The organism is Streptomyces sp. L2 (genome assembly GCF_004124325.1).
In the GTDB taxonomy this organism is placed as follows: Bacteria; Actinomycetota; Actinomycetes; order Streptomycetales; family Streptomycetaceae; genus Streptomyces.
In genome coordinates, this window is sequence record NZ_QBDT01000001.1 from 3,679,918 (window position 1) to 3,694,387 (window position 14,470).

A 14,470-nucleotide genomic window follows, 5' to 3' on the forward strand; every position below is an offset into this window, starting at 1 on the left:
TGCGGTGGGGGGAGCCCCGGCCCGCCGGCGATTCGTGGGGTCTGCCGGCGGGCCGGGGCGTACGAGGGGTTACGGCCGGGTCGGGGCTGTCCCGCCCTGGTTCAGGGCTGGTTCGGCCTGGATCACGGCTGGTTCGGCGTGGATCACGGCTGGTTGGCGGCGGTCACGTTGACCGCGGCCCACGCCTTGACGACCGTGGCGTACTCGGTGCTCGTCGCGCCGTAGAGGTCCTTCGCCGCCTGGAGGGTGGCGGTGCGGGCGTCGTGGAAGTCGGTCGTGGAGACCATGTAGCGGGTCAGGGCCTGGTAGAAGATCTTCAGGGCCTTGGCGCGGCCGATGCCGGTGACGGAGGAGCCGTCGTAGGTCGCCGAGTTGTAGGCGACGCCGTTGATCGTCTTGGCGCCGCTGCCCTCGGCGAGCAGGTAGAAGGCGTGGGAGGAGACGCCGGAGCCGGCGTGCACCTCGGTGTCGTAGAGGGCCGGGGCCCAGTAGTCGACGGTGCCTTCGAGCTTGTCCCGGGAGGGCTTGTCCATGCGGCGCAGGAAGCCCTGGTCCAGGCCGAGTTGCTCGCCCATCAGGTAGTTGCCGGTGGTGGGGTTGGTGGCGAACTCGGTCGCGCTGCCGAAGATGTCCGCGAGGGACTCGTTGAGGGCGCCGGGCTCGCCGAACTGGTTGCCGTCGGCGTCGATCCGGGTCGGCTCCAGGCCGGCCGTCGCCGCGACGACGCCGTGGGTCAGCTCGTGCCCGGTGACGTCGAGCTGGACGAGCGGCTTGGTGAAGGTCTGGCCGTCGCCGTCGCCGTAGATCATGCAGTGGCAGGTGTCGTACCAGGCGGCGTTGCCGTAGGCGGTGCCCCAGTGGACCACGCCGTGCGGGCCGACCCCGTCGTCGTCGATGCCGTTGCGGCCGAACGTCGACTCGTAGAAGTCGAAGGTGGAGGTGAGCCCGTGGGAGGCGTCCACCGCGGCGGTGGCGTTGTCCCGGGTGGTGCCGTCGCCCCAGGTGTCGTCCGCGTCGGTCATCGCGGAGGCGGCGGTGAAGATCCGCGCGTCCTCGCGGGCCGTGTGCTTGGCGTCACGGATCTCGGCGTTGCCGCGGGTGGTGTCCTTCAGCTGGTACGAACGGGAACCCGTCTGCGTGGTGTTGAGGGTGACCGTCCCGGAGAAGAGGGAGCGTCCCTTGCCGGTGGCGGGGGCCGGGTACGTGGTGCGCAGCCGGGACTTCGCGGTCAGGCTCTTCTGGCCGCTGGTGCTCGGGCGCAGGGTCTCGCCCCGCTGCTGGAGCTTCTCGACGACGCGCGGTGACAGGAATCCCTCGGCGGTGGGCGTGCTGCGCAGTACAGCGCCGGAGGCCGCGTCGACCAGGACGGAGCGGCCGGCGTCGGGCGCGTCGTCGGGGCCGGCGACGTCGACCTCGTAGGCGAGGGTGCTCTTTCCGTCGGTGTGGTCCACCACGAGCCGGGCGGCGCCGGCCGTTCCGCCGTGCACCTGGGCGGCGGCGTGCCGCTGCGCCTGCCGGCCGGTGAGTCCGGCGGTGACGGAGTGGAGGGAGACGGCCTGCCCGGCGGCTCTGGTGACGCCGAGGTACGTGCCCGCGGCGCTCAGGTGGACGACGAGGTCGCCGCCGACGACCGGCACGCCCCGGTAGGACTGGGTGAACCGCACGTGCCGCTTGCCGTCCTTGTCGACGAGGACGTCGGTGGCGGTGAGGGAGGTGTGCGCGCCGACTCCGGTGGCGGCGGCGTGGTGCAGGGCGGCTGACCGGGCGGCCTTGGCGGTCGCCGCGGCCGATGCGGCGGAGGCGGTCACCGTGGTGCGGTGGGCGCTTCCGGCCGGTGCGGCCACCGCGGTGCCGGCGGTTCCGGCCAGGGCGGTGACGGCGGCGAGGGCGAGAGCCGTTCGGGATATTCGCGCAGAACGCATGCGTGGTCCTCGTGCGTGGGGAGGTGTGGGGAGTCGGAGCGCACCGAGGGCCTGTGGGGGGATGGGGAGGCCGCGGTGCGCTCGTCCGAGAGGACCCTGACATGATTGACATGCGCACGTGAAGAACCGGGAAGGGCCATTGCCAAACCCTTTATTTGCGCGGCTCATTGTGAAACGGGGGCGGGACGGGGCTCGAACGGCCCGAGAAGTTTCTGTTGCGGGCGGGCGGCGCCGGGGTCTCAAGAGGTATGACCGCAATCGACGACGTCACCGGCCGGGGGCCCGGCATACGGCCCGGCGTGCCGCGTACGACCCCGGCACCGGAGCCGGCCGCGCGGGACATGATGCCGGGCGGACCGGTTCTGGCAAGGGTGTGGGCACAGATCGCGCCCCTGCTGCCGCCCCCGCCGCAACGCAGGCTGCGACATCCGGGCCGGCGGCCCGTGCCCGACCGGACGGTGCTGTCCGTGGTGCTGTACGTGTTCCTGGAGGACATCGCCTGGCACACCGCGCCCGCCGCCGAGCTGGGCTGCTCGGGGGTCACCGCCTGGCGCCGGATGCGCCGTTGGGCCCAGGCGGAGAGCTGGCCGCGGATCCGCGAGGCCGTCCTCGCCGAACTCGACGGCACCGCCCGCCGCCGCGCCCTGCGCGCGTTCGGCTCCGCCCAGGTGGCCGCGGACTGCACCGCCCCGGGCGCCCCCCGCATGCGGACGGACCGGCGCCCGGCACCGGGGCCAGGGCCAGGGCCAGGGCCAGGGCCAGGGCCAGGGGTGGCGGCCACGCCCTGGCCGCACCCGGCGGGGCATACTCCCGTGCCCGTCGGCGTGCCCGTCCCCGTCGCCGTGCCCGCCGGCGCCCCGGTGCCTGTCGGCGTCCCGGTGCCCGTCGGCACCCCCGTCCCCATCGCCGTCCCCGCACCCGTCAGCGTCGCTGTCCCCGTCCCCCCGCCCGTCGGCATCCCCGTCGCCACGCCTGCCGGCTTCCCCGGGTCCGTTGGCATCCCCGTCGCCATGCCCGCCGGCATCCTCAGGTCCGTTGGCATCCCCGTCGCCACGCCCGCCGGCATCACCGTCCCCGCGCCCGCCGGCATCGCCGTCCCGGTCCCCGTCCCCGCACCCGTCGGCGTCTCCGTGCCCGCTCCCGTCGCCGTCCAGGACCCCACGCCCGACGCCGCCCCCGTCCCCGTCCCCGTCCCCCTTCCACCGGCCGCCGGGTCGCAGGCGTCCTCGGAGCGGGCCGCCCGGCCCGCCGCCGGGGACGACGACGCGGCGCTGGTCGCGGCCATCACCACCGCGGTGGCCGAGGCGGATGACGCCGTACTGCGGCCGCTGCTGGAGCGGTTGGCCGGCCGGGCGGACAGCGGGATCGTGCGGCGGCTCGGCGAGTCGCTCGCCGTGGCGGCCGCGGTCGGACCGACCCGCAGCGCCTCGGCGTTCTGGGCCCGTCAGCGCGGGGCGGCCAGCACCTCGGTCCACGCGCGCTGTGAACCCGAGACGACCAGCCCGACCCCCACATCGGTGAACCGGCAGTCCAGCAGGAACTGACGCATCTGGTTGTTCGCCCACTCCTGCGCCACGGCCGCCGCGTTCTTGTCGCCGTAGGCGGCGGCCTCCCCGACGGACGACCAGGTGTACCCGGCCGCCGTCACCCGGTCGCCCGTGCTGCCGTTCTGGCCGCCCGTCAGGTCGATGCTGCGGTCGGCCGCGATGACACGCGCGTCGCTCTGGGCCACGCGGGTCAGCCGTGCGTCGGTCTTCAGCGGCGCGCACCCGTTCCGCGCGCGCAGGGCGTTGGTCCGGCCGAGCAGGTCGAGCCGGCTCGCCGCCTCCGCGGCAGCCGGGGAGACGGAGGCGGGCGTACGGGTACGGGCCGGGGAAGGCTTCGGCGTGGCCTTCGTAGCGCTCGGGCTAGGGGAGGCGTGCGGGGACGCCGGACGGTTCGAGGGAGCCTGTGCGGAGACCGTCGGACGGACCGGCGGGGCCGCGTCGTCGCCCTTGTCCGGGCCCTGGGGGATCACGACCACCAGGACGGCCACGGCGACTGCGGCGCATGCCCCCGTGACCTTCGCCGCCGTGCCGTGGCCCAGGGCGCGGCGCCCGGTGCCGAGGACCCGGTGGGCGGTCGCCGCGTGGGAGACGATGCCGTGGCCGGCTCCCAGGGCCGCCGCCGCCCCGTGTCCCGCGACCGCGCCGGAGTGCAGGGAGAAGGGGACGGCCACCAGACCGACCCCGGCGAGCAGTCCGTCCACCGGCAGCAGGTCGTCGGCGCTGCGCGCACAGGTCTCGCAGCCCCGGGCGTGCCGGGCGATGCGCTTGCGCCACAGCGGGCTCGGCACGCCGTCCCAGGTCCCGGTCAGCGCGTCGAGTTCCGCGCACCGCTCGCGCGCCCCGAGCGCCCGGACGACCTGACGGCACACATCCAGCTGCCCCTTGACCCGCTGCACGCGCACCGCGGCGTGCGCGCGGTTGAGTCCGAGGGCCGCTGCGACCTCGCCGCGGGTGAGTTCCCCTGCGGCCTCCAGCCACCACAGGGACAGCGCGGAGCGCTCGCCGTCGTCCAGCCACCGCGTCGCCTCGGCGACCTCACGGCGCTGCCCGGACAGGCCGAGGCGCAGGATCGTCAGCTCGGCGAAGTCGCCCTCCACCGCGCCGTCGGCCGCCGTCTCGAGCGGCAGGGGCGGCTGCCGCGAGCCCGACCAGCGGCGGCGGACCTGGTTCATGGCGATCGCCACCAGCCAGGGCCGGAACCGCTCCGGGTCCCGGAGCCCGTCCAGCCCGCTCAGGGCCCGCAGCATGGTGTCCTGCACGACGTCGTCGACGTCCGCGTGCCCGTTCAGCGCCCGCCCCACGACGTTGTAGACCAAGGGCAGGTACGCGACCACGAGCCGCTCCCGGGCCACGGGGTCCCCCCGCCGGGCAGCGGTGATCAGCGATATCTCGTCAGCGCCGGCCCCGCTCACCCGCACCAGCTCCCCTCCGGTCCCGGAACACACGGTCGCCCCGATACGGAGACCCGCACGGCCCCGCAGCACAACACAAAATCCGGCCGCCCGCCTGTGACGCCCGTCACGTCGGCCCGCGCTCGCATGGTCGCTGCCTCCCGCACCCCTCGGGCGCACGCCGACGATCGCGCCCGCTTACGATCACCCACACCATCGGCGCGCCCCAGGAGCGCGCCGGACGACGGAGGGGACCACGTGACCGTGAACAAGCCGCACCTGCGAGGCAGCCGGAGAGCGGGAGCGCTGGTGGCAGCGGTCGCCCTGGGTATTCCGCTGCTGTCGGCCACACCGGCGGCGGCCGTGCACGGCGCGGTGCCGGGTGACTTCAACGGTGACGGCTACCGCGACGCGGTCCTGCCCGCACCGGGTGCGAAGGTCGCGGGCAAGCAGTTCGCCGGTGCCGTCGTCGTGCTTTACGGGTCCAAGTCGGGCCTGTCGACGGCCCGGCGCCAGACCATCACGCAGAACACCGCCGGTGTGCCGGGCTCCGCGGAGGCGTTCGACCAGTTCGGTGCCGCCACCGCGACGGCGGACCTGAACCGGGACGGATACGCCGACCTCGTGGTGACCGCGCCGTACGAGGACACGGCCTCGCGCAAGGACGCGGGGCTCCTGACGGTCCTGTGGGGCGGCAAGAACGGGCTGACGGCCGGCGCCCTCCTGCCGAACCCGTCCCCGTACGGCGACTACTACGGCACGGACGTGGCGGCTGTCAGCTCCGGCGCCGGAGCGAACACCGAGATTCTCGTCTCCGGACAGGACGGAGCGGTGACACTCACCGGACCGTTCGGCCGCACCGGCACCGTCGGTCAGGCGTCGGTGGTCAACACGTCCACGCCCTCGATCGGCACGGTCGCACTCGGCGACTTCAACGGTGACACCCGTCCCGACGGGGTCTCCCTCAGCGTCCGCGTGAGCGGCCTGACCGGCGGCCAGGTCTACCTCGGCGGCGCCGGCCCCGGGGGCGAGCTGCGGAAGGGCAACGGGCTGATCGCGGCCACCGGGGACGTCAACGGCGACGGATTCCAGGACCTCGTCGTCGGGGACCCCGACGATCCCGAGAAGGCCGGGGTCGACGGCGCGGCCGGCGGGCGGGTGCTCGTCTGGTACGGCTCCGAGCGCGGCATCGCGCACGACGACGTACCGGTACAACTGACGCAGAACACGGCCGGCGTGCCCGGTTCGAGCGAGAAGGACGACAACTTCGGCGGTGCCCTGGCGGTGGCCGACCTGAACCGGGACGGACTCGCCGACATCGTGGTCGGCTCGCCGTACGAGGACACGGGCAAGGACGCGACGGACGCGGGCATGGTGACGGTGATCCCGGGCCGGCGCACCGGTGCCCTGGGCAGCGGCTCGTACGCCTTCACCCAGGACACGCCCGGCGTGCCCGGCGGCGGTGAGGCGGGCGACAACTTCGGTACGACCGTCGCCGTCGGTGACGTCAACGGGGACGGCAAGCCGGAACTGTTCATCAGCGCGGCGGCCGAGAACGGCTACACCGGCGCCGTCTGGGTCCTCCCGGGTGGCACGAGCGGCCCGGTCACCAAGGGCAGTCACATGATCGACGCGCCCTCGGTCGGCTTCACGCAAGAGGGCTGGACGGCCCTGGGCGGCAACGGGCTCCTGCACGTCATCTGACCGGGCCGGTCCCGGCCGCCCCGTACTCCGTCCTACAGCCCGCCCTCCGTCATCCCGTGGACCGCGGGGATCGTGCCCAGGCGGCCCTTCTGGAAGTCCTCGAAGGCCTGCATCAGCTCGGCCTTGGTGTTCATGACGAACGGGCCGTAGTGCGCCATGGGCTCGCGGATGGGGCGGCCGCCGAGGAGGACGACCTCCAGGTCGGGGGTGTGGGAGTCCTGCTTCTCGTCCGCGCGAACCGTCAGGGCGGAGCCGGCGCCGAAGACGGCGGTCTGGCCCAGGCGGACCGGGCGGCGCTCGGCGCCCACCGTGCCGCGGCCGGCGAGGACGTAGGCGAGGCCGTTGAAGTCCTCGCGCCAGGGCAGGGTGATCTCGGCGCCCGGGGCGAGGGTCGCGTGGACCATGGTGATCGGGGTGTGGGTGATGCCGGGGCCGGCGTGGCCGTCCAGCTCGCCGGCGATGACGCGGAGCAGCGCGCCGCCGTCGGGGCTGGTCAGCAGCTGGACGGTGCCGCCGCGGATGTCCTGGTAGCGCGGGGCCATCATCTTGTCCCTGGCCGGCAGGTTCACCCACAGCTGGAGCCCGTGGAAGAGGCCGCCCGAGGTCACCAGGTGCTCCGGCGGCGCCTCGATGTGCAGGAGGCCGGCGCCGGCGGTCATCCACTGGGTGTCACCGTTGGTGATGGTGCCGCCCCCGCCGTTGGAGTCCTGGTGGTCGAAGATGCCGTCGATGATGTAGGTGACGGTCTCGAAGCCGCGGTGGGGGTGCCAAGGGGTGCCTTTCGGCTCTCCCGGCTGGTACTCCACCTCGCCCATCTGATCCATCATGATGAACGGGTCGAGATGGCGGTAGTCGATGCCGGCGAACGCCCGGCGGACCGGGAATCCCTCGCCCTCGAAGCCGCTCGGCGCGGTCGTCACGGCCAGTACGGGGCGTGCCACCGCCTCGGCCGACGCGGTCACGCGGGGCAGCGTCAACGGGTTCTCGACGGTCACTGCAGGCATGGTCGTACCTCCTTGTGCGCCCACTTTAGTTGAGCATTGAACTTCTTGCCACCCGGAACGCAAAGAGCCCGGAGGGCATTCCCTCCGGGCCCGGCATGGGCGCCGCACGCGCCAGCCGTACACGCGCCGAGCGGCGCAGTCCTCAGCCGCCGTACACGCGCCGAGCGGCGCGCTCCCCAGCCGCCGCACACGCGCCGCGCGGCGCACCCCTCAGCCGTACATCCGGCGCATCGCGAACTCGACCATCTGCTCCACCGCCTTCGCGTCGAACACCATCCGGTGCTCGCCCTCCATGTCCAGGACGAAGCCGTAGCCCGTCGGCAGCAGGTCGATCACCTCGGCGCCGGTGATCACGAAGTACTTGGACTCCTTGCCCGCGTACCGGCGCAGTTCCTTGAGCGAGGTGAACATCGGGATCACCGGCTGCTGGGTGTTGTGCAGGGCGAGGAAGCCGGGGGTGTCGCCGCGCGGGCAGTACACCTTCGAGGTGGCGAAGATCTGCTGGAAGTCCTCGGCCGCCATCTGCCCGGTCGTGAAGGCCCGGACCGCGTCGGCGAGGGACGGCGGGGACGGCTCCGGGTACAGCGGGGCCTGCTGCTGCCCGTATCCGCCGGCCATCGGCTGCTGGGGGGCGGCGTACTGCTGCTGGGCACCCGCGTCCGTGGTCTGGCCGTATCCGTACATGCACGAAAGAGTACTCAGTCACAGATGACGGGTTCGGGGTTGCGTCTTATTACCGACGGGTAGCATCATCGTAGCTACTTGTTGGTACGCGAACCAGACGCGTCATCGAACAGAAACTCTCTCAACGGAGCCGTCACCATGGGGCACTACAAGTCCAACCTCCGCGACATCGAGTTCAACCTCTTCGAGGTGCTCGGCCGCGACCAGCTGTACGGCACGGGCCCGTTCGCGGAGATGGACACGGACACCGCGAGGAGCGTCCTGGACGAGCTGACCCGCCTGGCCGAGAACGAGCTGGCGGAGTCCTTCACCGACGCCGACCGCAACCCCCCGGTGTTCGCCCCCGAGACGAACACGGCCCCGGTCCCCGCGTCCTTCAAGAAGAGCTACCAGGCCTTCATGGACTCCGAGTACTGGCGTCTGGGCCTGCCCGAGGCCATCGGCGGCACGACGGCTCCCCCGTCCCTGATCTGGGCGTACGCGGAGCTGGTCCTCGGCGCCAACCCGGCCGTGTGGATGTACTCCTCCGGCCCGGCGTTCGCCGGCATCCTCTTCGACGAGGGCAACGAGGTCCAGAAGAAGATCGCGCAGATAGCCGTCGACAAGCAGTGGGGCTCCACCATGGTCCTCACCGAGCCGGACGCCGGCTCCGACGTCGGCGCCGGCCGCACCAAGGCGGTCCAGCAGGAGGACGGCTCCTGGCACATCGAGGGCGTGAAGCGCTTCATCACCTCCGGTGAGCACGACATGTCGGAGAACATCCTCCACTACGTCCTCGCCCGCCCCGAGGGCGCCGGCCCCGGTACCAAGGGCCTGTCCCTCTTCCTCGTCCCGAAGTACGAGTTCGACTTCGAGACCGGCGAGCTGGGCGAGCGCAACGGCGTGTACGCCACCAACGTCGAGCACAAGATGGGCCTCAAGGCCTCCAACACCTGCGAGATGACCTTCGGCGACCGCCACCCGGCCAAGGGCTGGCTGATCGGTGACAAGCACGAGGGCATCCGCCAGATGTTCCGCATCATCGAGTTCGCCCGCATGATGGTCGGCACGAAGGCGATCTCCACCCTCTCCACCGGCTACCTCAACGCCCTGGAGTACGCCAAGGAGCGCGTCCAGGGCACCGACCTGGCCGACTTCATGGACAAGGCCGCGCCCAAGGTCACCATCACCCACCACCCCGACGTGCGCCGCTCCCTGATGACGCAGAAGGCGTACGCCGAGGGCATGCGCGCCCTCGTCCTCTACACCGCCTCGGTCCAGGACGCGATCGCCGTCAAGGAGGCCGCGGGCGAGGACGCCAAGACCGAGCACGCGCTGAACGACCTGCTCCTGCCCATCGTCAAGGGCTACGGCTCCGAGAAGGGCTACGAGCAGCTCGCCCAGTCCCTGCAGACCTTCGGCGGCTCCGGCTTCCTCCAGGAGTACCCGATCGAGCAGTACATCCGGGACTCCAAGATCGACACCCTCTACGAGGGCACCACCGCGATCCAGGGCCAGGACTACTTCTTCCGGAAGATCGTCCGCAACCAGGGCGCGGCCCTGAACTCCCTCGCCGAGGACATCAAGAAGTTCCTCGCGCTCGGCAACGGCGGCGAGGAGCTGGCCGGCGCCCGCGAGCAGCTCGCCAAGGCGGCCGTCGAGCTGGAGGCCATCGTCGGCCTGATGCTGACCGACCTCGCGGCCACCGAGGACGACGTCAAGAACATCTACAAGGTCGGCCTGAACACCAGCCGCCTGCTGCTCGCCTCCGGTGACGTCATCGTCGGCTACCTGCTGCTCAAGGGTGCGGCGGTCGCCGCCGAGAAGCTGCCGACCGCGTCCGCGAAGGACAAGGCCTTCTACACCGGCAAGATCGCCGCGGCGAAGTTCTTCGCGGCCAACGTCCTGCCCGGCGTCACCCTGGCCCGCAAGGTCTCGGAGAACGTCGACCTGGACCTGATGGAGCTGGACGAGGCGGCCTTCTAGTCACCGCGCCCGTCCGGCCCTGTCGGCGCTATCGGACCTATCGGCGCTATCGGTCCTATCGGCGCTATCGGCGCTATCGGCGCTATCGGCGCTGCCGGCCGTTTCCGTCCGGCACGCCGGCCGCCCGATCCGCCGGGTCCGTCCGAGGGTCCGCTCCCGCACCGGGAGCGGGCCCTCGTCCGTCGTTAAGGTGAACCCATGAGTACAAGCCAGCGCTTCGACCGCGGCCACACCGACGACCTGATGTCCTTCCTCGCGGCCGCCCCGTCGCCGTACCACGCCGTGGCGGCCACCGCCGCGCGGCTGGAGAAGGCCGGCTTCCGCCAGGTCGAGGAGACGGACGCCTGGGACACGGCGGCATCGGCGGCCACCGCCGCGGTGAGCGGCGGCAAGTACGTGCTGCGCGGCGGCGCGATCATCGCCTGGTACGTCCCCGAGGGCGCCCAGCCGCACACGCCGTTCCACATCATCGGCGCCCACACCGACTCGCCCAGCCTGCGCGTCAAGCCGCAGCCGGACAGCCAGGCGCACGGCTTCCGGCAGGTCGCCGTCGAGATCTACGGCGGCCCGCTGATGAACTCCTGGCTCGACCGCGACCTGGGCCTGGCCGGCCGGCTCACCCTGCGCGACGGCTCCACCCGCCTGGTCAACGTGGACCGCCCGCTGCTGCGCGTGCCGCAGCTCGCCATCCACCTGGACCGCACGGTGTCCACGGACGGCCTCAAGCTGGACAAGCAGCGCCACCTGCAGCCCGTGTGGGGCCTCACGGACGACTTCGGCCACAGCGACCTGATCGCCTTCCTGGAGGAGGAGACCGGGCTGCCGTCCGGCTCGGTGGCCGGCTGGGACCTCATGCTGCACCCCGTGGAGGCACCGGCCTACCTCGGCCGGGACCGCGAACTCGTCGCCGGCCCGCGCATGGACAACCTGCTCTCCGTGCACGCGGGCGCCGCCGCCCTGGCCGCCGCGGCCACCTCCGGCGCGCCGCTCACCCGCATTCCCGTGCTCGCCGCCTTCGACCACGAGGAGAACGGCTCCCAGTCCGACACCGGCGCCGACGGCCCGCTGCTCGGCACCGTCCTGGAGCGCTCGGTGTTCGCGCGCGGCGGCAGCTACGAGGACCGCGCCCGCGCCTTCGCCGGCACCGTCTGCCTGTCCTCCGACACCGGCCACGCCGTCCACCCCAACTACGCGGAACGGCACGACCCGACCCACCACCCCCGCGTCAACGGCGGCCCCATCCTCAAGGTCAACGTCAACAACCGCTACGCCACGGACGGTTCCGGCCGCGCGGTCTTCGCCGCCGCCTGCGAGCGGGCCGGCGTGCCCTTCCAGTCCTTCGTCTCCAACAACTCCATGCCCTGCGGCACCACCATCGGCCCCATCACCGCGGCCCGGCACGGCATCAAGACCGTCGACATCGGAGTGGCGATCCTCTCGATGCACAGCGCCCGCGAACTCTGCGGCGCCGACGACCCGTTCCTGCTGGCGAACGCGCTGGTGGCGTTCCTGGAGGGCTAGTTCCCGCCCCCTGACGGGACCTCTCCGGCCTTCGGCAGGGCTACTCGGGGCGGCTGCGGGTACCCGCTCGGCACCGGAGATTCAAGGAACCGAAAGGGGAGGCGACGTCTCATGGGCCTCGGCGGATGCATCATCCTCATCGCCGTGGGAGCAATCCTCACGTTCGCGACCGACTGGCACATGAACGGGGTCAACCTCGATCTGGTCGGCGTCATCCTGATGGCCGTCGGGCTGATCGGCCTGGCGACGTTCAGCGGCATCGCGCGCCGCCGGCGGGTGGTGATGCCGCCGGCCCCGGTCGTCGAGGAGGAACCGCACCACCACCATCACCGGGCCGACGGCTACGGCGACAGCTACACCGACGGCTACGGGGTGTGAGGCGGGCCGAGGGCTGCCGTCTCCGAGCCGGGCCGACGGGTACGGCGCGAGCCCGGCCGACGGGTACGGCGCATGAGCCACGTCGGCGGGTACGGCGCGAGCCCGGCCGACGGGTACGGCGCATGAGCCACGTCGGCGGGTACGGCGCGAGCCCGGCCGACGGGTACGGCGCATGAGCCACGTCGGCGGGTACGGCGCGAGCCCGGCCGACGGGTACGGCGCATGAGCCACGTCGGCGGGTACGGCGCGAGCCCGGCCGACGGGTACGGCGCATGAGCCACGTCGGCGGCCGGCTCGTCCGAGTCCGGCCAGCGGTTTCGGCCGGGGGCAGAGCCGGGGGCTTCGGAGAGTGAGCCGGCCGACCGGCTACGGCGAGTGAGCCACGCCGGCCTACGGCGTGTGAGCCACGCCGTAGCCCCGGTCACCGGTCACCGGTCACCGGTCATCCTTCGTCGAGACCCGCCAGGACGAGCGGCAGCCGGTCCGCGCCGCCGTCGGTGAGGCGGACCGGAACTCCCCAGTCCTGCTGGTGGACATGGCAGGCGGGGTACTCTCCCCCAGTCTTCGACCGGGAGGTGCCCCCAGCGGGGTCGTCGTCGCAGGAGGCGGCCATCGCGGAGACGTGCAGGACGCCCTCCGTGACGGCCGGGTTCAGCTCCAGCTCGCGTGAGAGGTCCGCCGCGGCGCCCTCGCCCTTGAGGATCAGCTCGGGCGGGGTGGAGGAGACCAGCAGACGCGTCGAGGGGCCGTAGCGCGTGTCGAGCTTCTGGCCGGCCGGCGCCTGGAAGACGACGTCGAGGCGGAGGCGCCCCGGCGCGACCTCGGTCGGCGCGCGCTGGGTGCGGTGGGCCACCGCCTCCACCCGTACGGCCTCCTCGGGCAGCCGCAGCCGGGTCAGCCGGTGCCGGGCCGACTCCACGACCACGATGTCCTCGCCGGCCAGCACCGCGTCGCTCGGCTCGCGCAGATCGGTGGCGAGCGTGGTGACCTCGCCGGTCGCGGGCTCGTAGCGGCGCAGGGCGTGGTTGTAGGTGTCGCTGACCGCGACCGATCCGTCGGGCAGCGCGGTGACGCCCAACGGGTGCTGGAGCAGGGCCTGTCCGGCGGCGCCGTCCCGGTGACCGAAGTCGAACAGTCCGGTGCCGACGGCCGTGTGGACGTGCCCGTCGGCGTCGACCCAGCGCAGGGCGGAGGTCTCGGAGTCGGCGAGCCACAGCCGCTCGGGGGTCGCGGCGAGCCCCGAGGGCTGCGCGAACCAGGCCTCGGCGCCGGGCCCGTCGACCAGCCCCTCGTTCGTCGTCCCCGCCGCCACCGCCACGGTGCCGTCCGCCGGGTCGTACGCCCACAGCTGGTGCACGCCCGCCATGGCGATCCACACCCGCCCCCGCCACCAGGCAACATCCCACGGCGACGACAGCTTCACCTCCCGGGCGGGGCCCGAGGCCGCCTCGCCCTGCATCCACTGCTGCCCCGTCCCCGCGAGGGTCGTCACCTCGCCGGTGGCGGGGTCGAGGAGGCGCAGGGCGTGGTTGACGGTGTCGGCGACGACCACCGTGCCGTCGTCGAGCAGCGCGAGCCCCTGCGGCTCGTTGAACTCCGCGTGTTCCGGACCGCCGTCGGCGAACCCGCGCGCCCCGCTGCCGATCCGCCGTACGACCGTCTCGCCGTCCTCGGCCAGCTCCACCAGCTGGTGCCGGGTCGTGTCGCTGACCAGGAAGGTACCGCCTCGCAGGAGCAGCGCCTTGCCGGGGAAGCGCAGGCTCGTCGGCCGGGGCTCCGGCGGCACGTACGGCCCGTCGCCGCGGCGCAGGGTGCCCTTGGCGGCGTGCTCCGCCGCCAGCTCGGTGACCAGCCGCTCGATGGCGTGCACATGTCCCTCACCGGCGTGCTGCGCGACCACGTACCCCTCGGGGTCGATCACGACCAGCGTCGGCCAGGCCCGCACCGCGTACTGCTTCCAGGTCGCCAGCTCGGGGTCGTCCAGCACCGGGTGCTCCACCCCGTACCGCTCCACCGCGTCCAGCACGGCCTGATGCTCGGCCTCGTGCACGAACTTCGGCGAGTGCACCCCGACGACGACCACGGTGTCCCGGTGCCGCTCCTCCAGCTCCCGCAGCTCGTCCAGGACGTGCAGGCAGTTGATGCAGCAGAAGGTCCAGAAGTCGAGGATCAGAACGCGGCCCCGCAGGTCGGCGAGGGAGAGCTCCTTGCCGCCGGTGTTGATCCAGCCACCCTTGCCGATCAGCTCGGGGGCACGGACACGGGCACGCTTGCGGGGTGCGGGCGCGGGGGTGGGGGTGGGAGAAGCGGCGTTCATGCGTCCAGGGTGCCATCCCGGGCCCGCCGGGCCCCCG

At 72.8% G+C, this 14,470-nt stretch carries 10 protein-coding genes; 5 read left to right on the forward strand and 5 right to left on the reverse strand.

The genetic code is table 11. The features are described 5' to 3' along the window. Positions 1–143 precede the first annotated feature (143 nt). Positions 144–1,922, reverse strand: a complete 1,779-nt coding sequence (locus DBP14_RS16050) for a M4 family metallopeptidase (protein WP_129307880.1) — start codon at positions 1,920–1,922, stop codon at positions 144–146. A 248-nt stretch (positions 1,923–2,170) separates the two neighbouring features. On the opposite strand from DBP14_RS16050, the gene DBP14_RS16055 reads away from it, so the two are divergent. Beyond that, on the forward strand, positions 2,171–3,466 hold the full coding sequence (locus DBP14_RS16055) for a transposase (RefSeq protein WP_129307881.1): 1,296 nt from the start codon (positions 2,171–2,173) through the stop codon (positions 3,464–3,466). Here the strand turns inward: DBP14_RS16055 and DBP14_RS16060 are convergent. Beyond that, positions 3,367–4,881, reverse strand: coding sequence for a sigma-70 family RNA polymerase sigma factor (locus tag DBP14_RS16060; protein WP_129307882.1), 1,515 nt, complete (start codon positions 4,879–4,881; stop codon positions 3,367–3,369). The two genes, DBP14_RS16055 and DBP14_RS16060, sit on opposite strands and share 100 nt — an antisense overlap. 237 nt (positions 4,882–5,118) lie before the next feature. Between DBP14_RS16060 and DBP14_RS16065 the strand changes: the two genes are divergently transcribed. Beyond that, positions 5,119–6,564, forward strand: coding sequence for an FG-GAP-like repeat-containing protein (locus DBP14_RS16065; protein ID WP_241740940.1), 1,446 nt, complete (start codon positions 5,119–5,121; stop codon positions 6,562–6,564). A gap of 32 nt (positions 6,565–6,596) precedes the next feature. Here the strand turns inward: DBP14_RS16065 and DBP14_RS16070 are convergent, their stop codons facing one another. Both DBP14_RS16070 and DBP14_RS16075 read right to left on the reverse strand, forming a co-directional pair. Beyond that, positions 6,597–7,568 carry a pirin family protein gene (locus tag DBP14_RS16070; protein ID WP_129307884.1) on the reverse strand — a complete coding sequence of 324 codons (972 nt, stop codon included), beginning with the start codon at positions 7,566–7,568 and terminating at the stop codon, positions 6,597–6,599. Between the two features lie 210 nt (positions 7,569–7,778). Further along, on the reverse strand, positions 7,779–8,252 hold the full coding sequence (locus tag DBP14_RS16075; protein ID WP_129307885.1) for an SseB family protein: 474 nt from the start codon (positions 8,250–8,252) through the stop codon (positions 7,779–7,781). Positions 8,253–8,390: 138 nt separating this feature from the next. Here DBP14_RS16075 and DBP14_RS16080 point away from each other — a divergent pair, with 138 nt between their 5' ends. From DBP14_RS16080 to DBP14_RS16090, 3 genes are all read left to right on the forward strand, one after another. Then, on the forward strand, positions 8,391–10,217 hold the full coding sequence (locus DBP14_RS16080; protein WP_129307886.1) for an acyl-CoA dehydrogenase: 1,827 nt from the start codon (positions 8,391–8,393) through the stop codon (positions 10,215–10,217). 198 nt (positions 10,218–10,415) lie between these two features. Further along, entirely contained in the window at positions 10,416–11,738 is a 1,323-nt protein-coding gene (locus tag DBP14_RS16085) for a M18 family aminopeptidase (protein WP_129307887.1), read from the forward strand. A 111-nt stretch (positions 11,739–11,849) separates the two neighbouring features. After that, positions 11,850–12,116, forward strand: a complete 267-nt coding sequence (locus DBP14_RS16090; protein ID WP_129307888.1) for a hypothetical protein — start codon at positions 11,850–11,852, stop codon at positions 12,114–12,116. 442 nt (positions 12,117–12,558) lie between these two features. On the opposite strand, the gene DBP14_RS16095 is transcribed toward DBP14_RS16090, so the two are convergent. Continuing rightward, positions 12,559–14,433: an NHL domain-containing thioredoxin family protein gene (locus DBP14_RS16095; protein ID WP_129307889.1), complete on the reverse strand. Its 1,875-nt coding sequence runs from the start codon at positions 14,431–14,433 to the stop codon at positions 12,559–12,561. Positions 14,434–14,470 lie beyond the last annotated feature (37 nt).

Bases quoted from the DNA above. Each gene is read 5' to 3' on its own strand.
- DBP14_RS16050 (WP_129307880.1), bottom strand. From the start codon at position 1,922: ATGCGTTCTGCGCGAATATCCCGAACGGCTCTCGCCCTCGCCGCCGTC.
- DBP14_RS16055 (WP_129307881.1), top strand. From the start codon at position 2,171: ATGACCGCAATCGACGACGTCACCGGCCGGGGGCCCGGCATACGGCCC.
- DBP14_RS16070 (WP_129307884.1), bottom strand. From the start codon at position 7,568: ATGCCTGCAGTGACCGTCGAGAACCCGTTGACGCTGCCCCGCGTGACC.
- DBP14_RS16075 (WP_129307885.1), bottom strand. From the start codon at position 8,252: ATGTACGGATACGGCCAGACCACGGACGCGGGTGCCCAGCAGCAGTAC.
- DBP14_RS16080 (WP_129307886.1), top strand. From the start codon at position 8,391: ATGGGGCACTACAAGTCCAACCTCCGCGACATCGAGTTCAACCTCTTC.
- DBP14_RS16085 (WP_129307887.1), top strand. From the start codon at position 10,416: ATGAGTACAAGCCAGCGCTTCGACCGCGGCCACACCGACGACCTGATG.
- DBP14_RS16090 (WP_129307888.1), top strand. From the start codon at position 11,850: ATGGGCCTCGGCGGATGCATCATCCTCATCGCCGTGGGAGCAATCCTC.
- DBP14_RS16095 (WP_129307889.1), bottom strand. From the start codon at position 14,433: ATGAACGCCGCTTCTCCCACCCCCACCCCCGCGCCCGCACCCCGCAAG.